Source organism: Terrabacter koreensis (assembly GCF_054783315.1).
In genome coordinates this window covers 1,174,380-1,195,857 of the sequence record NZ_BAAGQU010000004.1, presented here as the reverse complement: position 1 = coordinate 1,195,857, position 21,478 = coordinate 1,174,380, and the positions used below count along the sequence as shown (strand labels likewise).

General features: G+C 72.1%; 25 protein-coding genes. 9 read left to right on the top strand and 16 right to left on the bottom strand.

Features of this window, described 5'->3' with window-relative positions:
- Nucleotides 1-15 precede the first annotated feature (15 nt).
- Nucleotides 16-1,776 (top strand): sodium:solute symporter family protein, encoded by a 1,761-nt coding sequence (locus tag ACYVNR_RS08345; protein WP_461047728.1) that lies wholly within the window; start codon nt 16-18, stop codon nt 1,774-1,776.
- A 13-nt stretch (nt 1,777-1,789) separates the two neighbouring features.
- Nucleotides 1,790-2,119 carry a hypothetical protein gene (locus tag ACYVNR_RS08340; RefSeq protein ID WP_461047727.1) on the top strand — a complete coding sequence of 110 codons (330 nt, stop codon included), beginning with the start codon at nt 1,790-1,792 and terminating at the stop codon, nt 2,117-2,119.
- A gap of 53 nt (nt 2,120-2,172) precedes the next feature.
- Here ACYVNR_RS08340 and mutM read toward each other — a convergent pair whose 3' ends face one another.
- From mutM to ACYVNR_RS08300, 8 genes are all read right to left on the bottom strand, one after another.
- Nucleotides 2,173-3,033, bottom strand: a complete 861-nt coding sequence (mutM, locus tag ACYVNR_RS08335) for a bifunctional DNA-formamidopyrimidine glycosylase/DNA-(apurinic or apyrimidinic site) lyase (RefSeq protein WP_461047726.1) — start codon at nt 3,031-3,033, stop codon at nt 2,173-2,175.
- A gap of 7 nt (nt 3,034-3,040) precedes the next feature.
- On the bottom strand, nt 3,041-3,850 hold the full coding sequence (gene rnc, locus ACYVNR_RS08330) for a ribonuclease III (RefSeq protein ID WP_461047725.1): 810 nt from the start codon (nt 3,848-3,850) through the stop codon (nt 3,041-3,043).
- A gap of 49 nt (nt 3,851-3,899) precedes the next feature.
- Nucleotides 3,900-4,094 (bottom strand): 50S ribosomal protein L32, encoded by a 195-nt coding sequence (gene rpmF / locus ACYVNR_RS08325; RefSeq protein ID WP_045191645.1) that lies wholly within the window; start codon nt 4,092-4,094, stop codon nt 3,900-3,902.
- A gap of 1 nt (nt 4,095) precedes the next feature.
- Nucleotides 4,096-4,671, bottom strand: a complete 576-nt coding sequence (locus ACYVNR_RS08320; protein ID WP_461047724.1) for a YceD family protein — start codon at nt 4,669-4,671, stop codon at nt 4,096-4,098.
- Nucleotides 4,672-4,760: 89 nt separating this feature from the next.
- Nucleotides 4,761-5,249: a pantetheine-phosphate adenylyltransferase gene (gene coaD, locus ACYVNR_RS08315; protein WP_461047723.1), complete on the bottom strand. Its 489-nt coding sequence runs from the start codon at nt 5,247-5,249 to the stop codon at nt 4,761-4,763.
- A gap of 37 nt (nt 5,250-5,286) precedes the next feature.
- On the bottom strand, nt 5,287-5,868 hold the full coding sequence (gene rsmD, locus ACYVNR_RS08310) for a 16S rRNA (guanine(966)-N(2))-methyltransferase RsmD (RefSeq protein WP_461047722.1): 582 nt from the start codon (nt 5,866-5,868) through the stop codon (nt 5,287-5,289).
- A gap of 1 nt (nt 5,869) precedes the next feature.
- Entirely contained in the window at nt 5,870-8,116 is a 2,247-nt protein-coding gene (locus ACYVNR_RS08305; protein ID WP_461047721.1) for an ATP-dependent DNA helicase RecG, read from the bottom strand.
- Nucleotides 8,117-8,120: 4 nt separating this feature from the next.
- Nucleotides 8,121-9,890: a DAK2 domain-containing protein gene (locus ACYVNR_RS08300; RefSeq protein WP_461047720.1), complete on the bottom strand. Its 1,770-nt coding sequence runs from the start codon at nt 9,888-9,890 to the stop codon at nt 8,121-8,123.
- A gap of 84 nt (nt 9,891-9,974) precedes the next feature.
- On the opposite strand from ACYVNR_RS08300, the gene ACYVNR_RS08295 reads away from it, so the two are divergent.
- Together ACYVNR_RS08295 and rpmB are read left to right on the top strand one after the other, a co-directional pair.
- Entirely contained in the window at nt 9,975-10,760 is a 786-nt protein-coding gene (locus ACYVNR_RS08295) for a fructosamine kinase family protein (RefSeq protein WP_461047719.1), read from the top strand.
- A 155-nt stretch (nt 10,761-10,915) separates the two neighbouring features.
- Complete coding sequence (gene rpmB / locus ACYVNR_RS08290) at nt 10,916-11,104, top strand: 50S ribosomal protein L28 (RefSeq protein ID WP_020142801.1); 189 nt, start codon at nt 10,916-10,918, stop codon at nt 11,102-11,104.
- Between the two features lie 181 nt (nt 11,105-11,285).
- Here rpmB and thiL read toward each other — a convergent pair whose 3' ends face one another.
- Nucleotides 11,286-12,254, bottom strand: a complete 969-nt coding sequence (thiL, locus tag ACYVNR_RS08285) for a thiamine-phosphate kinase (protein WP_461048296.1) — start codon at nt 12,252-12,254, stop codon at nt 11,286-11,288.
- A 215-nt stretch (nt 12,255-12,469) separates the two neighbouring features.
- Here thiL and ACYVNR_RS08280 point away from each other — a divergent pair, with 215 nt between their 5' ends.
- Nucleotides 12,470-12,703 carry an Lrp/AsnC family transcriptional regulator gene (locus tag ACYVNR_RS08280; RefSeq protein WP_030146698.1) on the top strand — a complete coding sequence of 78 codons (234 nt, stop codon included), beginning with the start codon at nt 12,470-12,472 and terminating at the stop codon, nt 12,701-12,703.
- 58 nt (nt 12,704-12,761) lie between these two features.
- The gene (locus ACYVNR_RS08275) at nt 12,762-13,157 is read left to right on the top strand and encodes a DUF3515 family protein (RefSeq protein WP_461047718.1); all 396 of its coding nucleotides are present in this window, start codon (nt 12,762-12,764) and stop codon (nt 13,155-13,157) included.
- 140 nt (nt 13,158-13,297) lie between these two features.
- Here ACYVNR_RS08275 and ACYVNR_RS08270 read toward each other — a convergent pair whose 3' ends face one another.
- Nucleotides 13,298-14,434: a D-alanine--D-alanine ligase family protein gene (locus tag ACYVNR_RS08270; protein ID WP_461047717.1), complete on the bottom strand. Its 1,137-nt coding sequence runs from the start codon at nt 14,432-14,434 to the stop codon at nt 13,298-13,300.
- A gap of 49 nt (nt 14,435-14,483) precedes the next feature.
- On the opposite strand from ACYVNR_RS08270, the gene ACYVNR_RS08265 reads away from it, so the two are divergent.
- Nucleotides 14,484-15,569 carry a trans-sulfuration enzyme family protein gene (locus tag ACYVNR_RS08265; protein WP_461047716.1) on the top strand — a complete coding sequence of 362 codons (1,086 nt, stop codon included), beginning with the start codon at nt 14,484-14,486 and terminating at the stop codon, nt 15,567-15,569.
- 94 nt (nt 15,570-15,663) lie between these two features.
- Nucleotides 15,664-15,951: a VOC family protein gene (locus tag ACYVNR_RS08260; protein ID WP_461047715.1), complete on the top strand. Its 288-nt coding sequence runs from the start codon at nt 15,664-15,666 to the stop codon at nt 15,949-15,951.
- Nucleotides 15,952-15,992: 41 nt separating this feature from the next.
- Here the strand turns inward: ACYVNR_RS08260 and ACYVNR_RS08255 are convergent, their stop codons facing one another.
- A complete protein-coding gene (locus tag ACYVNR_RS08255) occupies nt 15,993-16,991 on the bottom strand; it encodes an NAD(P)H-dependent glycerol-3-phosphate dehydrogenase (protein ID WP_461047714.1) in 999 nt (332 codons plus the stop codon).
- The gene (locus ACYVNR_RS08250; protein WP_461047713.1) at nt 16,988-17,794 is read right to left on the bottom strand and encodes a lysophospholipid acyltransferase family protein; all 807 of its coding nucleotides are present in this window, start codon (nt 17,792-17,794) and stop codon (nt 16,988-16,990) included. The genes ACYVNR_RS08255 and ACYVNR_RS08250 overlap by 4 nt, the downstream gene beginning before the upstream one ends.
- 114 nt (nt 17,795-17,908) lie before the next feature.
- On the opposite strand from ACYVNR_RS08250, the gene cofC reads away from it, so the two are divergent.
- Complete coding sequence (gene cofC / locus ACYVNR_RS08245) at nt 17,909-18,799, top strand: 2-phospho-L-lactate guanylyltransferase (RefSeq protein ID WP_461047712.1); 891 nt, start codon at nt 17,909-17,911, stop codon at nt 18,797-18,799.
- 7 nt (nt 18,800-18,806) lie between these two features.
- Here the strand turns inward: cofC and ACYVNR_RS08240 are convergent, their stop codons facing one another.
- From ACYVNR_RS08240 to leuD, 4 genes are all read right to left on the bottom strand, one after another.
- On the bottom strand, nt 18,807-19,211 hold the full coding sequence (locus ACYVNR_RS08240) for a DUF4082 domain-containing protein (protein WP_461047711.1): 405 nt from the start codon (nt 19,209-19,211) through the stop codon (nt 18,807-18,809).
- A 70-nt stretch (nt 19,212-19,281) separates the two neighbouring features.
- Nucleotides 19,282-19,596 carry a N,N-dimethylformamidase beta subunit family domain-containing protein gene (locus tag ACYVNR_RS08235; protein WP_461047710.1) on the bottom strand — a complete coding sequence of 105 codons (315 nt, stop codon included), beginning with the start codon at nt 19,594-19,596 and terminating at the stop codon, nt 19,282-19,284.
- Between the two features lie 212 nt (nt 19,597-19,808).
- Nucleotides 19,809-20,597, bottom strand: a complete 789-nt coding sequence (locus ACYVNR_RS08230) for an HU family DNA-binding protein (protein ID WP_461047709.1) — start codon at nt 20,595-20,597, stop codon at nt 19,809-19,811.
- 287 nt (nt 20,598-20,884) lie between these two features.
- Complete coding sequence (leuD, locus tag ACYVNR_RS08225) at nt 20,885-21,478, bottom strand: 3-isopropylmalate dehydratase small subunit (RefSeq protein WP_045191630.1); 594 nt, start codon at nt 21,476-21,478, stop codon at nt 20,885-20,887.

Sequence of the window (21,478 nt, the reverse complement as noted above, 5' to 3'; positions counted from 1 at the left end):
GAAGGGACTGATCGCATGCAAGCTCTGGCAGGTGTGCCCGCCGCGGACACCCTCATCAGCGCGAACGCCGTCGACTACCTGATCATCGCGCTCTACTTCGTCTTCGTCCTGGGCATCGGGGTGATGGCCAGGCGGGCGGTGTCCGACTCGATCGACTTCTTCCTCTCCGGGCGCTCGCTCCCGGCCTGGGTCACCGGTCTCGCGTTCATCTCGGCGAACCTCGGCGCGGTCGAGATCATGGGCATGTCGGCCAACGGCGCCGAGCTCGGCATCTCCACCGTGCACTACTTCTGGGTCGGCGCCATCCCCGCCATGCTCTTCCTCGGTGTGGTGATGATGCCCTTCTACTACGGCTCGAAGGTGCGCTCGGTCCCCGAGTTCATGTTCCGGCGCTTCGGCACCGGTGCCCACCTCGTCAACGCGCTGAGCTTCGCGCTCGCGCAGCTGCTCATCGCGGGCGTCAACCTCTACCTGCTCGGCTCGATCGTGCACGCGCTGCTCGGCTGGCCGCTCTGGGTGGCGCTGCTCGTCGCCGCCGCGATCGTCCTGTCGTACATCACGCTCGGCGGGCTCTCGGCCGCGATCTACAACGAGGTGCTGCAGTTCTTCGTCATCGTCGCCGCGCTGCTGCCCCTCACCCTCATCGGCCTCCACCGCGTCGGTGGCTACCAGGGCCTCAAGGACAAGATCACCGAGTTCGCCTCCAGTCCCGCTGCGGCGGCGGCCAAGGTCCCCTCGGCCGACCAGCAGCTGCACTCCTGGCCCGGCGAGGCACTCTCGGGCTTCACCTCGCCGTTCTGGTCGGTCGTCGGCATCGTCTTCGGCCTCGGCTTCGTGCTCTCCTTCGGCTACTGGACGACGAACTTCGTCGAGGTGCAGCGCGCCATGGCCTCGAACTCCATCTCTGCGGCCCGCAAGACGCCAATCATCGGCTCGTTCCCGAAGATGTTCGTGCCCTTCATCGTCATCCTCCCCGGCATGATCGCGGCCGTGCTCGTCAAGGAGATCGGCGAGCTCAAGGCCGGCGGCACACCACCGGGAGGGGCGTCCGGCGAGGGCGTCAAGTACAACGACTCGCTGCTGCTGCTGATGCGCGACGTGCTGCCGAACGGCCTGCTCGGCGTGGCGATCGCCGGCCTCCTCGCGGCGTTCATGGCCGGCATGGCCGCAAACATCTCGGCCTTCAACACCGTCTTCAGCTACGACCTGTGGCAGCGCTACATCCGCAAGGACCACAGCGACGACTACTACCTGCGCATCGGCCGTCTGGCGACCGTCGGCGCCACGGTCATCGCGATCTTCACCGCCATCGTGGCGAGCTCGTTCAGCAACGTCATGGACTACCTCCAGACGCTCTTCGGCTTCTTCAACGCGCCGCTCTTCGCCACGTTCATCCTCGGCATGTTCTGGAAGCGCATGACGCCGACCGCCGGGTGGGTGGGCCTCTCGGCGGGCACGCTCTCCGCGGTGGTCGTCGCGTTCCTCAGCAAGGACGCGTTCGGCAGCGTCAGCCGCGGCGTCATCCCGCTCGAGGGCCAGGGGGCCGCGTTCGTGGCGGCCTCCGCGGCCTTCGTCGTCGACATCGTGCTGAGTGTGATCGTGTCCCTGGTGACCCAGCCCAAGCCGGTGTCGGAGCTGCGCGGCCTCGTCTACTCCGAGACGCCCAAGAAGGACCTCGTCGACCCGATGGAGCACCGTCTGCCGTGGTTCCGGCGCACGCTGCCCCTGGCCGGCATCTCGCTGGTCCTCGTCACCATCCTCAACTTCTTGTTCTGACAGGAGCAGCGACATGAGCCAGCACGAGATCGACGCGCCTGCCCCCGACGCCGCACGGAGCGGGCGGCACACCGCCGGAGCCTTCGACATCCGCAACTTCATCGGCGCCCTGCTCGGCCTCTACGGGGTGATCCTCACCCTGATGGGCCTGCTCGGCGACAAGGCCCTGGACAAGACGGGTGGCGTCAACGCCAACCTGTATGCCGGCCTCGCCCTGCTCGTCGTCAGCGCCGCGTTCGTCGTGTGGGCGCGCCTCAAGCCCATCGTCGTCCCCGACGACGTCGAGCCGGCGCAGGACGACCCCACGCGGCCCGCACCCAAGCGCCGTGCCGGCGGCCGCTGAGCCCACCGACTGCCAGCCGAGACCCGTCCGGAGCCGGTCCGCCGCACCTGCGGTCAGGACGGGCTTCGACGTCTCGGGCGTGGCTGGCAGAGGGGGCAGGAGAACGACGAGCGGTTCATGAACTGCTCGCGCCGCATGATCGTGCCGCACCGGTCGCAGGGCGTGCCTGCCCGGCCGTACGCGTGCAGCGACCGGTCGAAGTAGCCGCTCGCCCCGTTGACGTTGACGTAGAGCGAGTCGAAGCTCGTGCCGCCCTGGCCGAGCGCCTCGGACATGACCTCGCGGGCGTGGTCGAGCACGCGCGAGAGGGTCGGCTTCGTGAGTGCGGAGCAGAGGCGCTCGCCGTGCACCTTCGCCCGCCACAGCGCCTCGTCGGCGTAGATGTTGCCGATGCCGGAGACGAGGGACTGGTCGAGCAGCGCCCGCTTGACGGCGCTGTCGCGCTGCTTCATGCGACGCACGACGGCGGCCTGGTCGTAGGCGGCCTCGAAGGGGTCGGGCGCGATGTGCGCCACCGACTCGGGGATGCCGTCGGGCCGCAGCGGCGAGAGGGCGAGCCCGCCGAAGGTGCGCTGGTCGACGAAGCGCAGCTGCGGCCCGTCGTCGGCGAAGTCGAACCGGGCGTGGCAGTGCTTCTCGAGCGGGGCCTCGGCCGGCTCGACGAGCATCTGGCCGCTCATGCCGAGGTGCACGATGAGCGCGTCCTCGCCGTCGAGGGCGAGCCAGAGGTACTTGCCGCGGCGCGAGGCCGCCGTGACCGTGACGTCGTGGAGGCGAGCAGCGAGGTCGTCGGGCCCGGCGTCGTGGCGCCGCGCCACGCGGACCCCGGTGATGCGGGCACGCGTGACGTGGCGTCCGACGACGTGGTCCTCGAGGCCGCGCCGGACGACCTCGACCTCGGGGAGCTCGGGCACGCGCGGCTCAGGACGCGGTCGGGCGCGTGGCCTGCGACGCTGTCGGGGCGGCTGTCGGCGCGGCTGTCGGCCCGGCTGTCGGCGCGGAAGCCTGAGCGCCGCCGTCGAGGGCGGTGCGCCGGCCGTCGAGCGTGTGCCAGGCCTGCTTGGCGGCCTTCTGCTCGGCCTCCTTCTTCGAGCGGCCGCGGCCCTCACCGAGGACCTCCTCGCCGACGACGACGCGGGCGTGGAACTCCTTCTCGTGGTCGGGTCCCTGCTCGCCGACGCGGTACTCGGGCGACCCGAGCGCGGCGCCGGCCGCCATCTCCTGCAGGCTCGTCTTCCAGTCGAGGCCGGCCCCGAGGGTCGCGGCCTCCTCGATGAGCGGGTCGAAGTGGTGGTGCACGAAGCGGGCCGCGTCGTCGATGTCGGTCGAGAGGAAGACCGTGCCGATGAGGGCCTCGAGGGTGTCGGCGAGGATCGAGGCCTTGTCGCGGCCGCCGGTCGCCTCCTCACCCTTGCCGAGCATGACGTACTCGCCGAGGCGGAAGGTGCGCGCGACGTCCGCGAGGGCGCGCATGTTGACGACCGCCGCCCGCAGCTTGGCCAGCTGGCCCTCGGCGAGGTCGGGGTGCTCGCGGTAGAGGGTCTCGGTGACGACGACGCCGAGCACCGAGTCGCCGAGGAACTCGAGGCGCTCGTTGTTCGGCAGACCGCCGTTCTCGTACGCGTACGAGCGGTGCGTCAGGGCACGCAGCAGCAGCGGCTCGTCGATGTCCTGTCCGACCACCTCTCGGAGGTGGGCGATCAGAGCATCGACGGGCCGCTGCGGCACCATCGGAACATCCCCAGACCCAAGGCCGTTCACGGGGCTGCTCACGGGGTGCTCAGGCCTGGTGCTCGGTGCGCTCGGCGACGGCGTAGTGACGGCCCTTGTAGGTGCCACACGAGGGGCACGCGATGTGCGGCTGGGCAGCCGCACCGCACTGGGGGCACGTGGTCAGCGTGGTCGGCGTTGCCTTCCAGTTCGCGCGACGCGAACGGGTGTTGGAGCGCGACATCTTCCGCTTCGGGACAGCCACGTCAGTTCCTCTTCTCTTGCGGGTCGTCCGCCAGCAGTCCGCTGAGGGACGACCACCTCGGGTCGATCACTTCATGATGATGGTCCGGGTCCTCCGCGAGGTGCATCCCACACTCGGAACACAACCCCGGGCAGTCCTGCCGGCACACCGGTTGGAACGGCAGCGTCGGCACGACAGCGTCCCGGAGCACGGGCTCGAGGTCGATGAGGTCACCGACCAGCTCGTGCACCTCGTCCTCGTCCGAGTCGGCTCCCACCTCGTGGTGGTGCGCCGCCCGGTCGGCGTAGGCGAACAGCTCCTGGAAGGTCCCGTCGACATCGAGCTCGACAGGATCCAGGCACCGCACGCAGGCGCCGGTCGCCGTGGCGTCGACCGAACCCGTGACGAGGACTCCTTCGACGACGGACTCCAGCCGCACCTCGACCCGGACCGGCTCGCCGGCCTTGATCGAGATGACGTCGGTGCCGAGGTCTTCGGGCAACGTCACCGTGCGCGAGAGCTCCTGCATCGTTCCCGGTCGCCTGTTGAGCTCCCTGGTGTCGAGCACCAGAGGAGAACGAGGATCGGGACGAGTCATGGCTCCTGCGCACAGTAGAGGGTTCGGCCCGCGCCAAGACGGACGTGGACCGACCTCCAAGGCTACTAGAGGGGCGGCGTGCACCCAAATCAGCCCAGACGCTCCCGCAGGGCGACCAGCACGGGGTCGGGCACCATGCCCGTCACGTCGCCGCCGTAGCGCACGACCTCCTTGATGAGCGAGCTGGAGACGTGCTGGAGCGTCGGGTCGGCGGCGATGAAGAGGGTCTCGACACCCGTCAGGTGGTGGTTCATGTGGGCCATCGGCAGCTCGTAGGCGAAGTCGGTGCCGCCACGGAGGCCCTTGACCATGCTGGCGGCGCCCACCTCGCGACACACGTCGACGACGAGGGTGCCTGCCCACGCCCCCACCCGCACGTTGGGCAGGTGGCCGAGGGACTGCTCGATGAGGCCAGTGCGCTCCTCGACGCTGAAGGTACCCAGCTTGCTCGGGTTGTGCAGGATCGCGACGACGACCTCGTCGAAGAGCCGGCTCGCTCGCGTCACCACGTCGACGTGGCCGTTGGTGATGGGGTCGTAGGACCCGGGGCAGACACAGCGGCGCGCTTCGCTCGTCACGCGCCCAACCTACCGTCGCCGTACGCCGTGGGTGGGGTCACGCCACGACATCGGCCGGCGGCGGCTCGGCGAACCACACGGCCGTCTCGCCGTAGCGCTTCTCGCCGGAGAGCTCGAGACCCTCGGGCCAGCTGGGCTGCGGCGACCGCGACGACCGCTCGACGACGACGAAGGCGTCGGGCGCCAGCCACCCCCGATCGACGAGGGCCTCGAGCACGGCTGCGAGGGCCTCCTCCGTCACGTCGTAGGGCGGGTCGAGCAGGACGAGATCCATGCGCACGCCGCTCGGCGGGCCGGCGGCGAGGGCGCGCTCGACGGTGTCGGCGAGCAGCCGCACCCCGTCGTGGCCGACGACGCCGATGTTGGCGCGAATGACCTTGGCGGCCGCCTTGTGCGACTCGACGAGCAGCACCAGACGCGCCCCACGGCTCGCAGCCTCGAGCCCGAGCGCACCCGAGCCGGCGTAGAGGTCGAGCACGTTGGTGCCCTCGAGCAGCCCCCGGTGCTCGAGGCGGCTGAAGAGCGCCTCGCGCACGCGGTCGGAGGTGGGCCGGGTCGAGGAGCCGGGAGGAGTCTGGAGGCGCCGGCCACCGGCCGCGCCGCTGATGATGCGCGTCACGTCAGCCCCGCTCGAGCCATGCGGCCTGCTCCTCGTCGAGGCGCACGGCGACGGCAGCCGCGAGCGCCGGGTGGGCCCGCAGGCCGGGATCGTCGGCGACGAGGGCGAAGGCGTCCTCGCGGGCGTCGGCGATGATCTGCTCGTCCTCCAGCCGGCCGAGGCGCAGGTGGCGCACCGAGCTGCCGCGGCCACTCTGCCGGGCACCGAGCACGTCGCCCTCGCGGCGCAGCAGCAGGTCGGCACGGGCGAGCTCGAAGCCGTCGGTGGTCGCGGCCACCTGGTCGAGGCGTTCGACGGCGCGCTCCCCCGGGTCGCGGGTCATCAGCAGGCACAGCCCGGGGACGGCGCCTCGGCCGACGCGACCACGCAGCTGGTGCAGCTGGGAGATGCCGAACCGGTCGGCGTCGACGACGACCATGACCGACGCGTTGGGCACGTCGACACCGACCTCGATGACGGTCGTCGCGACGAGCACGTCGATCTCGCCCGCCCCGAAGGCGCGCATCGTCGCGTCCTTCTCGTCGGGGTCGAGCCGCCCGTGCAGCACCCCGAGCCGCACGCCCGCGAGCGCCGGGGTGGCCTGCAGGGTGCTGAGCATCGCGTAGACGCCGGTGAGCTCGCGCTCGGGCGCTCCGCCCTCGTCGTCGCCGCTCTCGTCGGTGTCCCAGTCGTCCCAGCCGGCGTCCTCGTCGGAGGTGTCGGTGCCACCCGTCGTGCCGGCCTCGTCGTCGACGTCGCCGATGCGCGGGCAGACGACGTACGCCTGGTGTCCCTGCGCGACCTCCTCGGCCACTCGCTGCCACGTGCGGTCGACCCAGCCCGGCTTGTCGGCGTCGACGACGTGCGTCGTGATCGGCGACCTGCCCTTCGGCAGCTCGCGCAGCGTCGAGGTCTCCATGTCGCCGAAGACGGTCATCGCGACGGTGCGCGGGATCGGGGTCGCCGTCATGACGAGCACGTGCGGGGGTCGCAGGCCCTTCTCGCGCAGGGCGTCGCGCTGCTCGACGCCGAAGCGGTGCTGCTCGTCGACGACGACCAGCGCGAGGTCGGCGAACTGGACGTGCTTCTGGATGAGCGCGTGGGTGCCGACGACGATGCCGGCCTCGCCGGACGCGGCGGCCAACAGGGCCTTGCGGCGGGCTGCAGCGCCCTGGCTGCCCGTGAGCAGGGCGACGGTCGTGCCGTGCTCCGCACCGCCGAGCATCCCGCCGAGGGCGAGCTCGCCCAGCATCGACGTGATGGACCGGTGGTGCTGGGCGGCGAGCACCTCGGTGGGCGCGAGCAGGGCAGCCTGGCCGCCCGCGTCGATCGCCGCCAGCATCGCCCGCAGCGCCACGATCGTCTTGCCCGACCCGACCTCGCCCTGCAGCAGGCGGTGCATCGGCCGCTCGGACGCCAGCTCGGACGCCAGCACCTCGCCGACCTCGCGCTGGCCGGCGGTCAGCTCGAACGGCAGCCGGTCGTCGAAGGCGGCGAGCAGGCCGCCGGGCCGCGGCAGGCGGGGCGTGGCCAGCTCGGTCTCCGCCGCCTTGCGCCGCTGGGCGAGGATGGTCTGGAGCACGAACGCCTCGTCGTACTTGAGGCGGTCGAGGCCACGCGAAGGCTTGTCGTCGAGCGAGGGCCGGTGGACGAGCTCGAGCGCGACGGCGCGGTCCAGCAGGCCGCGCGCCACGCGTACGCCCTCGGGAACGGGCTCGCGCACGCGGTCGACGGAGTCGAGTGCCTGGGCGACGAGGCGGCGCAGCTTGAGGGAGTTGAGCTTGCCGGTCGTGGAGTAGACGGGCACGCGGTGTGTGGCGTACCACTCGACGGTCGCCTCGCCCTGCTCGTCGTCGTCGAAGAGCTCGTACTCCGGGTGGGTCAGCTGCAGCCGCCTGCCGTACGCCCCGATCTGCCCCACGAAGAGCCCGCGCACACCGGGCAGCAGCTTCTTGTCGTGTCCGTAGGCGCTGAAGAAGGTCACGTCGAGCTCGTTGCCGTGGTCGTCACCGATGACGACGGTCAGCATCTTGCCCCGGCGGTTGCGCATGGGCCGCGTCGTGGCCTTGCGCACCTCGGCGACGACGAGGACGTCCTCGCCGACGTGCAGGGACGAGAGGTCGGTGAGCTGGCCGGGGCGCACGTAGCGGCGGGGCACGAACTCGAACAGGTCGCCGACGCTCTGCAGGCCCTTGGTCCTGGCGAGCTGGGCGGCGTCGGGCTTGGAGAGCAGCTTGGTGAGCGGGGAGTCCTCGGTGAGCGCGGGCACGGCGTCACTCCACCCCGAGCAGCACGGAGTAGACCGCCTGCCCGCCGTCGATGAGCGAAACCTCGATGCCGTGGTGCGCCGTCCGGGCCTCGGCGGTGACCGCCTCGAGCAGGCCGTCCGGCGCGTCGGCGCCGGCCACGACGGTGACGAGCTCGCCGCCGCTGGCTAGCAGCCGGTGCACGACCTCGCGGGCCACGACGAGCTCGTCGGCGCCCACGATGACGACGTCGCCGTCGACGACCCCGAGCACGTCGCCCGCCTCGCACGGGCCGCCGCTCGTGAGGGCGGCACGGTTGGCGAGGGTGACGGCCCCGTGCCGGGTCGCCGACGCGGCGGCCTGCATCGCGAGAACGTTGGCGCCGGCGGCGGCGGACGGCTCGAAGACCGCGAGGGCGGCGATGCCCTGGACGGCGGTGCGGACGTGCACGAGGTGGGCCTCGATGCCCTCGTCGGCGACCGCCCGCACGGCGGCTGCGGCCGCCAGCAGCGTGTCGCCGTCGTTCGGCAGCACGACGACCCCGGAGGCCCCGCGCTCGTGCTGCTCGCGGATGGCATCGATGAGTCCGCCGGTCGAGGCCCGGCGGCCGGGACCCGAGCGCACGACGACGGCCCCTGCCTCTTCGAAGAGCGCCTCGAGCCCGTCGCCCGCCGCGCAGGCCACGATGGCTGTTCCGACGCGCGGTCGAACCCCGGACGGCTCGGTGCGACTCTGGCGGCCGGCATGGGCTGCGAGCGCGTGGTCGCCGGTCAGGCTCGTGATGCGCACACGGTGCGGGCGACCGGCCTCGATGCCGGCCTCGACCGCGGCGCCCGCGTCGTCGACGTGGGCGTGCACGTTCCATTCCCCGTCGCCGCCCACGACGAGAACGGAGTCGCCGAGCTCGACGAGCCGGGTCCGCAGGACGTCGACGGCGGCGTCGTCGGAGTCGCGCAGGAGGTACATGACCTCGAAGGCGGGGACGGCCTCGCTGTCGTCGTGCGCGGGCGGCCGGGCGGCACTCAGGGCGGCACTCGGCGCGTCGGGCCGCAGCCTCGACCGGCGCTCCGCACCGTCGTGGTCGGTGTGGGCGCGCTGGCCGGCGCAGACCCGCTCGAGGCACTCGAGCAGCACGACGAGCCCGGCTCCGCCGGCGTCGACGACACCCGCGCGGGCCAGCACCTCGAGCTGCTCGGGCGTGTGGTCGAGGGCCTCTTGCGCGGCTTCGAGGGCCGCCTTCGCGACGGCGTGGACACCGACGGCGTGGACACCGACGGCCTCGCCACCGAGCCCCACTCCGCCTCCGTCGGGTGCCGGCCCCGAGACCGTCGACGTGGCCGCCTCGGCCATGGCACCGGCCACCGTCAGGATGGTGCCCTCCTTGGGGTCGGTGACGGCCTGCCGGGCGCGCGCCTCGGCGTGCCGCAGACCCTCGGCGAGCGACGCGGCGTCGATCTCGGGCGACCCGGCGCAACCCTCGGCCAGCCCTCGCGCGAGCTGGCTGAGGATGACCCCGGAGTTGCCCCGGGCCGTCCACAGCAGGTGCTTGGCGAACACGGCGAGCAGCTCGTCGGCCGCCGACACCTCGGCGGTGGCGAGCGTGCGCTCAACGGCTCCGTCGAAGGTGAGGTAGAGGTTCGTGCCGGTGTCGCCGTCGGGCACCGGGAACACGTTGAGGGCGTCGATCTCGGCACGCCGGGCGGCGAAGAGGGAGCGGGTCAGGACGGCCCACCGACGGACGGCCACGAGGTCGAGCACGGTGAGCGGGCCGTCAGGCGGCGGCGCGTCGCCGGGCATCGGACCTCCTGCTCGTGCTGCGAATCGGCTCGTCGATGCTCGGCAGGCTAGCGCCTCCCCCGGACGGTCGCATGCACGGCTACGTTGGGCGCTGTGTCGAGCGCCTCCCACGCCCACCACCGCAAGTCGTGGCCCGCTGCCCCGCCCGGCTTCTACGAGGTCGAGGCGGCCGGGCTGCGCTGGCTGGCGGAGGCCGAGCCCCTCGGCGGCGCGCGGGTGGTCCACGTCCGCGACGTCGCCGCCGACCACATCGACCTCGCCCGGCTGCACCCGGCCGGTCCGAGCGCCGAGGTCGCCGAGGCGCTCGGGCGCGGCCTGGCCGTGACCCACGCGACGGGCGCGCCGGCCTTCGGGTCGCCACCTCGCGGGTGGAGCGGCGACGCCTGGATCGGCCGCCAGGTGCAGTCGAACGAGCCGACGCCCACGTGGGGCCTGTTCTACGCGGAGCAGCGGGTGCGTCCGTACGTCCGGCGCGCTGTGGACCGGGGCCACCTCGACCCGCCCGGGGCGCGCGTGGTCGACCGGGTCTGCGACCGGCTGGCGGCCGGCGACTACGACGACGACCGCCCCCCGGCCCGGATCCACGGCGACCTGTGGTCGGGCAACGTCGTGTTCACCGCCGAGGCGGCCGTCCTCATCGACCCGGCCGCGCACGGCGGGCACGGCCTGACCGACCTGGCCATGCTTGCGCTCTTCGGCTGCCCCGGGCTCGACCGCATCGGGTCCGCCTACGAGGAGGTCGCCGGCCTCGATCCCGGCTGGCGCGAGCTGATCGAGCTGCACCAGCTCCACCCGCTGGCGACGCACGCGTCGTCGCACGGCTCCGCGTATGCCGCCCAGCTCGTCGACACGGCACGGCTCTTCGCGTGAGGCGGGTCGGCCGTTTTGTCGTCCGAGCGAGTCGTCGGCTACTCTTTACCGGTTCCCCCCGTGCACTTCGGGGTGACGCGCGCCCTCGCGTGCGTCGGCCCCTCACCGGTGGTGGAGCTCAGCACTTCGTCAACATCGAATTTCAGGAGATACCCGTGGCTGCCAACTGCGACGTCTGCGGCAAGGGACCGAGCTTCGGTCACAACATCTCGCACTCGCACCGCCGCACCAAGCGCCGCTGGAACCCCAACATCCAGCGCGTTCGGACGCTGGTGGACGGTGTGACGCCGAAGCGACTCAACGTCTGCACCTCCTGCCTCAAGGCGGGCAAGGTCGTTCGCTGAACGTCCCTCACCAAACGCTGAAGGCCGGTCCCCCCGGGGGCCGGCCTTTTTCGTGCCCTCTCCCGCCACCGGGCGCCGCTGGGTCGAGCTGATGGTCGAGGTGATGGTCGAGGTGATTCCTCACGACCCGGCGCGACGGCATACCTCGACGGGTGTGACCGAGCGGGGTGGCGCAGGTGGCTCAGGCGTCGCGGAAGTGGTCCCAGCCGGTGTGACCCACCGTGCGGCCGTCGACGAGGATTCCGGCGCGCTCCCCCTCGCGGGGCGCCCTGACACCGCCGATGGCGCGCCACCCGTCGGGCAGTGCACCGGTGGGGAACGTGGCGAGGAGCGAGTGCTCCTCGCCGCCCGCGAGCACGCAGTCGAGCGCGGCCTCGGCACCGAGGGCGGCGGTGAGGGCTGCGACGTCGGGTGCGAGCGCCGCGCCGGAGACCTCGATGACGACGCCGCTGGCTCGCGCGATGCGGCCACCGTCGCGCAGGAGGCCGTCGCTGACGTCGAGCATCGAGCTCGCGCCCGCGGCGGCGGCTCGGGGACCCGCCTCGAGGGGCGGCTGGGGCCGGCGCTGGTGGGCCACCGCCTCGGGCAGGCGGTCGGCGGCGTCGGCGCGCAGCAGCCGGAGGCCGGCGTCGGCGAGCCCCAGGGAGCCGCAGACGGCGAGCACGTCGCCGCCACGAGCCCCGGACCGCAGCACCGGCTCTCCGTCGAGCCGTCCGAGGGCCGTGACCGAGACCATGACGACGCCGGCCGGGGCCGACGACAGGTCGCCCCCGAGCACGGCGACGCCGGCCTCCGCGCACGCGTCGGCGAGACCCGAGACGTGGTCGAGCACCCACTCGAGCGACAGCTCGGGGTCGGCGACGAGCGTCACGAGCACGCCGGTGGGGTGGCCGCCCATCGCGGCGATGTCGGCGAGGTTCTGGGCGATGACCTTGTGGCCGACGTCGGCGCCCGACGACCACGCGTCGAGCCAGTCGCGGCCCAGCACGACGGTGTCGGTGGTGGCGATCGTGCGCTCGGACGTGCGCAGCACGGCGGCGTCGTCGCCCGGCGCGACGAGCAGCTCGTCGGTTGCTCGGAAGGTCGGCAGGATCCGCCCCAGCAGCTCGTCCTCGTCGAGGGAGCGCAGCGGCGTACCGCCCGTCATCATCGGCCCGCGCTCTGACCGCTGCCCGTTCGGCACGGATCACACAACCTTTCGGTGGGACGGCCGTTCGAGGGCCCGGTTTCCATGGGACGCGAGGCCCCATGGCAAGGTAGCGTCAGGGCACGGTCGCAGTCACACTGAGGCCTGCCGTTCAGCTCGGCCGTGCCGGCGTCATGCCGTTGCGGCCGTCCAACGATCGACACACAGTGAGGTGACACGTGGTCCAGGCGTACATCCTGATTCAGACCGAGGTCGGCAAGGCCGCGAGCGTGGCGGAGCAGATCGCCGGCATCTCGGGCGTGACCCTCGCCGAGGACGTCACCGGCCCCTACGACGTCATCGCCCGCGTCGAGGCGTCCAACGTCGACGACCTCGGGCGGCTCGTCATCGCCAAGCTCCAGGACGTCCCCGGCATCACGCGCACGCTCACCTGCACGGTCGTGCACGTCTGAGGCCGGTCCTCTGACCAGACGTCTGTCCACGACGGCGGCGCTCATCGGCGCCGCCGTCGTGCTGTCCGCCTGCAACCGGGCGCCCGAGGTCGCCCTCGCTGCGCAGGCGTCCGCGCCGGTGTGCGCGTCGGCGAGGTGGCCCTCCGACATCAGCGGCCACGGGCGGGTGGCGACGCAGCCCGACGACGGCTCGGTCGCTGCCTGGGGCGACCCTGCGATCATCGCCCGCTGCGGGCTCGACCCGCTCTCTCCCACGACCGAGGACTGCGTGACCGTCGACGGCGTCGACTGGGTGGTGCGACCGCTCAGCGACGGGTCGGCGGCCACGACCTACGGGCGCGACCCGGCGATCGAGGTGCTCGCGCCGGGGACGTACGGCGCGGTGCCGCTCCTGCTGCCCGCCTTCACGGCCGTCGCCAGGTCCCTCCCCGAGACCGGCCGCCACTGCACCTGACGGCGTATTCCGTCGGAAAGTGGGCACTCGACGCCGACCTGCCCCCCTCCCCGTCGAGTGCTCAGTTCCTGACGTCTCCTGACGTCGGAAGTGGGCACTCGACTGGACCTGCCGGTCGAGTGCTCAGTTTTAGAGGGGTCTCAGCGCAGACCGGTGCGCCGCTCCAGCGCGAGCGACAGGAGCTCGTCGATGAGGTCGGGGTAGTCGAGGCCCGAGGCCGCCCACATCCGCGGGTACATCGACGTCGGCGTGAAGCCGGGCATCGTGTTGATCTCGTTGATGATGACGCGGCCGTCGTCGGTGTAGAAGCAGTCGACGCGTGCCAGGCCCTCGCAGCCGAGCGCCTCGAAGGCCTCGGCCGCCAGCCGCTGCACCTCCTTGGCGACCTCCTCCGGCACGTCGGCCGGGCAGCTGAGGTCGACGTCGGCCTCGGCGAGGTACTTGGCTTCGAAGTCGTAGAAGGCATGGTTGTCGTGGACCTGGATCTCGCCGACGTCCGACGTGCGGGGCCCCGAGGTGCCGTGCCCCTCGAGGACCGCGCACTCGATCTCGCGGCCCTTGATACCGGCTTCGACGATGACCTTGGGGTCGTGCTCGCGGGCCACCTCGATGGCCGCCTCGAGGGCCGCGGGATCGTCGACGCGGGTGATGCCCATCGACGAGCCGGCCCGGGCGGGCTTGACGAAGAGCGGGTAGGCCAGGCCGGCGCAGGCGTCCATGGCGGCCGCCTTGTCGGAGCGCCAGGCACGGTCGGTGACGACGGCATACGGCCCGACCGGGAGGCCGTGACCCGCGAAGACCACCTTCATGTAGTGCTTGTCCATGCCGGCGGCGGACGCGAAGACGCCCGAACCGACGTAGCGCACGTCGGAGAGGTCGAGGAAGCCCTGGAGCGTGCCGTCCTCGCCGAACGGGCCGTGCAGCAGCGGGAAGACGACGTCGACCTGACCGAGCTCGCGCGGCGGCTGGCCCGACTCGAGCACCGTGAGCGACGTCTCGCGTGTCGACAGCGGCAGCACGACGTGGGCAGGGCTCGCCTCGACCTCGGGCGTGCGGCCGGCGGTCAGCTCGAAGCGGGCCGGGTCGTCGGCGGCCAGGACCCACTGGCCGTCGCGCGAGATGCCGATCGGCACGACGTCGTACTTGCTGCGGTCGATGGCGCGCAGCACGCCGGCTGCGGTCGCGCAGGAGACGGCGTGCTCGGAGGAGCGACCTCCGAAGACGATGGCGACGCGGGGGCGGCTCGGCTGCTCGGGCTGGGGCTGGTCCGTGGTCATCAGACGAGACTCTATCCCGACGCCCGGGGGCCGCTCGTACGCTGAACGGGTGGCCAGCCAAGCGGATCCGCAGCACCTGCACGTCGAGACCTTCGTCGTCGCCTCGGGGCGGCCCGAGCGCTCCCCCGGCTCGTCGGCGAACGTGCCGGTCGAGCTGACGTCGACGTATGCCGCCGACGGTGAGGTCAACTACGCCCGCTCCGGCAACCCGACGTGGAACGCCTTCGAAGTGGCCCTCGGCGGTCTCGAGGGGGGCCACGCGCTCGTGCACGCGTCGGGCATGGGCGCCATCTCCGCCGCCCTCTCGCTGCTGCCTGCCGGTGGCACCGTCGTGGCCCCCGACACCACCTACAACGGCACCGGCGACCTGCTCGTCGCGCACGAGAAGGCCGGTGGGTCCGTCGTCCGCGTGCACGCCACCGACACCGCCGGTTTCCTCGCCGCGCTCGAGTCGGCCGACCTGCTGTGGCTCGAGTCGCCCACCAACCCGCTCATGGACGTCACCGAGCTCGACGTCGTGCTCGGTCGGGCGCGAGAGCTCGGCGTGACGAGCGTCGTCGACAACACCCTCTCGACCCCGCTGCTGTGCCGGCCCCTCTCGCTCGGCGCCGACGTCGTCGTGCACTCGGTGACGAAGTACCTCTCGGGACACAGCGACGTCGTGCTCGGGGCGACCGTCGTCGCCGACACGGAGCGGGGCCGTGCCATCGGCGAGCGCCTCTTCCGGCACCGCACGCTGCACGGCGCGATCGCCGGCCCGATGGAGGTCTTCCTCGCCCTCCGCGGCCTGCGCACCCTCTCGGTCCGGTTCGAGCGGGCGAGCGCCAGCGCGGCCGAGCTCGCCCGACGCCTCGCCGACCACCCGGGCGTCGAGCGCGTGCGCTACCCCGGGGTCGGGGCGATCCTGTCGGTCGACGTCGCGGGCGACGCCGACGCCGCCGAGCGCGTGTGCAGCGCGACGCGGCTGTGGCTGCACTCGACGAGCCTCGGCGGCGTCGAGTCGCAGGTCGAGCGACGCCGCCGCCACCCCTCGGAGTCCGAGCAGGTGCCGGCCAACCTGCTGCGCCTCTCGGTCGGCATCGAACACGTCGACGACCTGTGGGCCGACCTCGACCAGGCGCTGCGCGCCGTCTGACGCCCTCGCGCCCTGCGAGGATGGAGGGCATGGAACGTGTGCTGGGCATCGGCGGCTGGTTCGTGCGGGCGAAGGACCCGGCGGCCCTGGGCGAGTGGTACCGCGACTGCATCGGGCTCGACCTGGACCAGCACGGGCTCTGGCAGCAGCAGGCCGGCCCGACCGTCTTCGCCGCCTCGAGTCCGACACCGACTACTTCGGCTCGCGCGGGCAGCAGACCATGCTCAACTTCCGGGTGCGCGACCTCGACGCGATGCTCGCCCAGCTGCGGGCGCGGGGCGCCGCCGTCGAGGAAGAGACCCAGGACATGGACGGGGTGGGCCGCTTCGGCTGGGTCACCGACCCCGAGGGCAACCGCATCGAGCTCTGGCAACCGAGCTGAGGGTCGCCGAGCCGACGACGGTGGAGGCCGACACAGGATCGTCAGTGCTTCTCGGCCTTGAGGTCGCGGGACATGAGGCGCGGCCCGACCTCGCTCGCCGAGTGGCCGTCACGGATCACCGCGACCACCTGCTCGCAGATGGGCATGACGACGTCGTGCTGCTCGGCGAGCGTGAGGATCGACTGGCAGGACTTGACGCCCTCGGTCGTCGTGCGCAGCTCGGCGGTGGCCTCGTCGACGGTCATGCCGCGCCCGAGCCGCACGCCGAAGGAGTGGTTGCGTGACAGCGGTGACATACACGTGGCGATGAGGTCGCCGACGCCGGCGAGTCCCATGAAGGTCTGCGGGTGCGCGCCCAGCGCGAGACCCAGGCGGGTCGTCTCGGCCAGGCCTCGCGTGATGATCGTCGCCTTGGTGTTGTCGCCGAAGCCCATCCCCTCGGCCATGCCCGACGCGAGGGCGACGACGTTCTTCGTGGCGCCGCACACCTCGGCGCCGATGACGTCGGTGTCGGTGTAGGGCCGGAAGTACGGCGTGACGCAGGCGCTCGCCACCCGCTCTGCGGTCTCCATGTCGGTGCAGGCCACGACGCCGGCGGCGGGCTGGCGGCGGGCGATCTCGGGCGCGAGGTTGGGGCCTGACACGACCACGACCCGGCGCGCCTCGACGTCGGCCGCCTCCGCGATGACCTCGCTCATGCGCAGCGTCGTGCCGAGCTCGACTCCCTTCATGAGCGAGACCACGGGCGCGCCGGACGGGATGGACGCGCCCCAGTCCGACAGGTTCGCGCGCAGGGTCTGCGAGGGGACGGCCAGCACGACGACGTCGCCCCGCTCGAGCGCCTCGCCCGGGTCGGTGGTGGCGCGCACGGTCTTCGGCAGCGCGAGCTCGGGCAGGTAGGCCTCGTTGCGCCCGCGGTTGATGGCGTCGGCCACCTCGGCGCGCCGGGCCCACATCGTCACCTCGCAGCCCGCATCCGCGAGGATCGCCCCGAAGGCGGTGCCCCAGTTGCCGCTGCCCATGACGGCGACGCGCGTCACTGCGCAACCCCGTCGCCGTGGTGGCGCCCGTGCTTCTTGTGCCGCCCGATCTCGTGGTGCTTCATGGGGTCGCCGATCTCGGGCACCCCGTGCTGGCGCGGGTCGAAACGCTCCGTCGGCCGCTTCTCGCCACGGATCTCCTCGAGCAGCTCGGTGATGCGGTCCATGAGCCGGTCGGTCGCCTCGCGCAGCACCTTGGTGTCGATGGGCCGGTCGTAGAGGTCCGACAGGTCGACGGGGGGTCCGGCATACATGTGCATGGTCTTCCGGGGGAAGAGCGACGGGCGGTGGCTGTAGGGCGAAAGGATCTCCTGGGCGCCCCACTGCGCCACGGGGATCAGCGGGCAGCGCGTCTCGAGGGCGACCCGGGCAGCGCCGGTCTTGCCCCGCATCGGCCACAGGTCGGGGTCGCGGGTGATGGTGCCCTCGGGGAAGATGCCGAGCGGCTTGCCCGCCCGCACGCCCTCGACGGCGGCCCGGTAGGCGCCCGCGGCGGCGGCGGAGTTGCGGTAGACGGGAATCTGGCCGCTCTTCTTCAGCAGCCACCCCACGACGGGGATGGTGAAGAGGCTGTCCTTGCCGAGGAAGTACGCCTCGCGCCCGCTGTCGAACATGAAGTGGGCGAAGACGAGCGGGTCGGCGTACGAGATGTGGTTGGGCGAGACGACGAACCCTCCCTCGGCGGGTAGGTTCTCGAGCCCCTTCCAGTCGCGCTTCGTGAGGCCCATGAGGAGTGGCCGGAGCAGGAGCGCCGCGAGCCGGTAGGCCCAGGGCAGCCGCCGCTTGCGTGGGCCGGCAGTCACGATGTCACGTCCTCCTCGTCGTGCGCACGCCGGTCGACGTGGCAGGGCTTCATCTTGTCCACCTCGCGGCGCGGTGTCGAGCAGCGCGACGGCGAGTGGGACGATATCGCCAGCATGACGACCTCCCCGAACGCGCTCCCCGAGTCCGGACCGTCCCGGCGACGGCCGGTGGCCTCAGGCGACTGGGTCGTCGTCGTGCCCGTCAAGGACACCCGCCACGGGAAGTCCCGCCTGGCCCGCGCCGTGGGTTCCGACCGGGCAGCGCTCAGCGGCGCCATCGCCCACGACACCCTCACCGCCGTCGTCGAGGCGGTCGGTCCCCGCTGCGTGGTGCTCGTGACCGGCGATGAGGCCCTGTCCCTCGCGTGGGCCGCGCGGGGCGTCTCCGTCGTCGGCGACCCCGGCAGCGGCCTCAACGACGCGGTCTCCGCGGGTATGCGGCACGCCGGGTCGGGCGCGCGGGTGGCGGCCCTCCTCGGCGACCTCCCGGCCCTCGACGCGCGGTCGCTGCGGACGGCGCTCGAGCGGGCGTCCACGGTGGGCGAGTCCTTCGTGCCCGACGGCGACGGCACCGGCACGGTGCTGCGCTGCGGTCGTGGCTTCACGCCGCGGTTCGGGCCCGACAGCGCGTCCCGTCATGCCGCCGACGGTGCCGTGCGCCTCGACCTGGCGCTCCCCCGCCTGCGCACCGACGTCGACGACGCACGCAGCCTGGCCCGCGCGCGCCGCCTGGGGCTGGGGCCGGCGACACGGTCGGTCCTCGAGGACCGGGCGTCTGGTTGGATCAGGAGCATGCAGGCCACCGTCCACCGCTTCGACCCCGACACGCACACCGGCAGCGTCCTGCGTGACGACGGCGTGGAGCTGTCGTTCGAGGCGCCCGCCTTCGAGTCGAGCGGGCTGCGGCTGCTGCGCACCGGCCAGCGGCTCACCGTCGACGTCGTCGACGACGCCGTCGTCTCGCTGCGCATCGTCGGCGTCGGAGCCGGGCAGCCCATCCGCTGAGGCGGCCTCACTCGAACATGACGTCCACGTAGTAGTTGGAAGCGTTGCTGCTCTGGGTCGGCATGTCCGGCTGGCTGCCGTAGAGGTAGAGGCCGTTCCGCGCGCTCGTCGTGCTGGCCGGGGCCGTGACCGGACCACGGGTGAACGACGACGTGAAGAACGAGGTCGTGACGGAGTACCTGCCCCGCGGTGCGTGGTAGGAGACGACGTATGCCGTGCCAGCACTGACGGGCACGGGCTCGGCCAGGGTGACGCTCTGCCAGCCCGACGCCGACTCGTTGACGGCGACCCCCGCACCGATCCGCTCGCCGTTGGCGTTCCACACGCTGACCTCAGGGCCCCCGGTGTTGAGCGACCCCTTGTAGAGCTTCACCCCGACCACCTTGCCGTCGCGGCTGGGACGGAACCGCATCCACGTCGGAGAACTGTCTGGCGTCGGGTGTCTCCTCATAGCAGGTCATGGTGCGTCCGGGGTCCCGCTCTCATCGACGCTCTCCTCCCGGCGGTGCCGCCAGAAGATCTCGTTGCCGCTGAAAGGCGAGGTTCACACCGCCGTCGCGGGCGGGCTCGACGTTGCCCCGCTGCGCCTTCGTCCAGTACTCGTCGTGCCCCACGGTGACGAAGGCGGAGTGCCGCTCGAGCACGTCGGGCCGCAGGGCCGCGGCCGGCGGTGCGAGCACGAGGACCATGGTGCGCAGGGGCGAGCCGGTCGTCCCGGACCCAGCGCCGGTGCCGGTCTGCAGGGGCGCGGGCGGGGTCGTCTGTCCGCAGGCACAGAGGAGCAACAGCGCCCCCACCGTCCCGAGCCTTCGTGTCGCCCCATGGCCCCTCGAGCCTCCTTCACCTCCAGTACACGCCCTTGGGCGGGCCGCGCCCGGGCACTCGGGCAGGGTGTGCCCAAGGTCACCCGGGCGCGAACGCGAGAGGGCCCGACCGGTGTCCGGTCGGGCCCTCTCGCGCTGCCTCGTGCTGGCGCGTGGCCGTCAGGGCGTGTCGACGGCCACGGCGGTCAGCGTGAGGCGGTCTTGCGCGCCGTGGTCTTGCGGGCGGTCGCGGCCTTGGTCGTCGTCTTCTTCGCGGCGGTCCTGGCGGGAGCGGCCTTGGTCGCGGTCTTCGTGGCCGCGGCCTTGGTGGTGGCCTTGGTGGTGGCCTTCGTGGCGGTGGCCTTGGTCGCGGTGGCGCGCTTCGCCGGGGCGGCCTTGGTGGCAGCGGCCTTCGTCGTGGTCTTCTTGGCGGCCGCCTTGGCCGGCGCGGCCTTGGTGGTCGTCTTGCGAGCCGTCGTCGTCTTCGCCGTGGTGGCCCTGGATGCCGTGGCGGCCTTGGTCGCGGTGGCGCGCTTCGCCGGGGCGGCCTTGGTGGCAGCGGCCTTCGTCGTGGTCTTCTTGGCGGCCGCCTTGGCGGGGGCGGCCTTGGTGGCAGCCTTCTTCGTGGTCGTCTTCTTGGCGGCCGTCCGGCCGGTCGCGGCCGCAGCGGAGGACCCGGCCGAGGCGCGCGTGGCGGCCGACTCGGTCTTGGAGAGCTTCTTGGCGCCGGACACGACCTCCTTGAAGTTCGTGCCCGACCGGAACTTCGGAACGCGGGTCTTCTTGATCTTCACCGTCGCCCCCGTCTTGGGGTTGCGGCCGGTGCGCGCGGCGCGGTCGGCCCGCTCGAAGGTGCCGAAGCCGGTGATGCCGACCTTGCCGCCCTTGGCCACCTCGCGGATGACGACGTCGAGGAAGGCCTCCAGCGCATCGGAGGCGACCTTCTTGCTGCCGAGCTTCGTCTCGAGCGCGTCGATCAGTTCTGCCTTGTTCACGTCTTCCCCTCCAGAGGACTGTCGGTGTCAGGCGACCCGACGATGTGCGTCCGGAACCGGTCCGGCTACCTCCTGACGTTAGGACGACTCGGCAGGCCGCGTCCATCACCAAATGGTGGGTTTTTCGTTGTGTCGCAAGGAGTTTGACGCCTTTTTCGGCTCTCGGCGGGGCCGCCGACGCATTTTCGCTCCTCGACCCCCTGGGGACATGAGAAAGCGGATCCCGCTGTGTTGCAACGGAATCCGCATCCTCTACTGCCCTCGGCGGCAGCCCCGCAGGGGGCGACTCAGACCGGGGTGGTCACCGGCTTGTGGCCGGGCCGTCGTGACTCGAAATCGGTGACGAGATCCTCGTGTCGGAGGGTCAGCCCGATGTCGTCGAGCCCCTCGAGGAGCCGCCAACGCGTGTAGTCGTCGATCTCGAAGGGTGCGACGATCTCACCGGCGCTCACGGTGCGCCCGACCAGGTCGACGGTGATCTCGGCGCCGGGGTTGTTCTCGAGATGCTTCCAGATGAGCTCGACGTCGTCCTGCGCGACGATCGCCGTGAGCAGACCCTGCTTGCCGCTGTTGCCGCGGAAGATGTCGGCGAAGCGCGAGCTGATGACGACCCGGAAGCCGTAGTTCATCAGCGCCCAGACGGCGTGCTCGCGGCTCGAACCCGTGCCGAAGTCGGGGCCGGCCACGAGCACCGAGCCACCGGCGTACACCGGGTTGTTGAGGACGAACGACTCGTCCTTGCGCCAGGCGGCGAAGAGGCCGTCCTCGAAGCCGGTGCGCGTGACGCGCTTGAGGTACTCGGCCGGGATGATCTGGTCGGTGTCGACGTTGCTGCGGCGCAGCGGCACGCCGATGCCCGTGTGGGTCTCGAACTTCTCCAT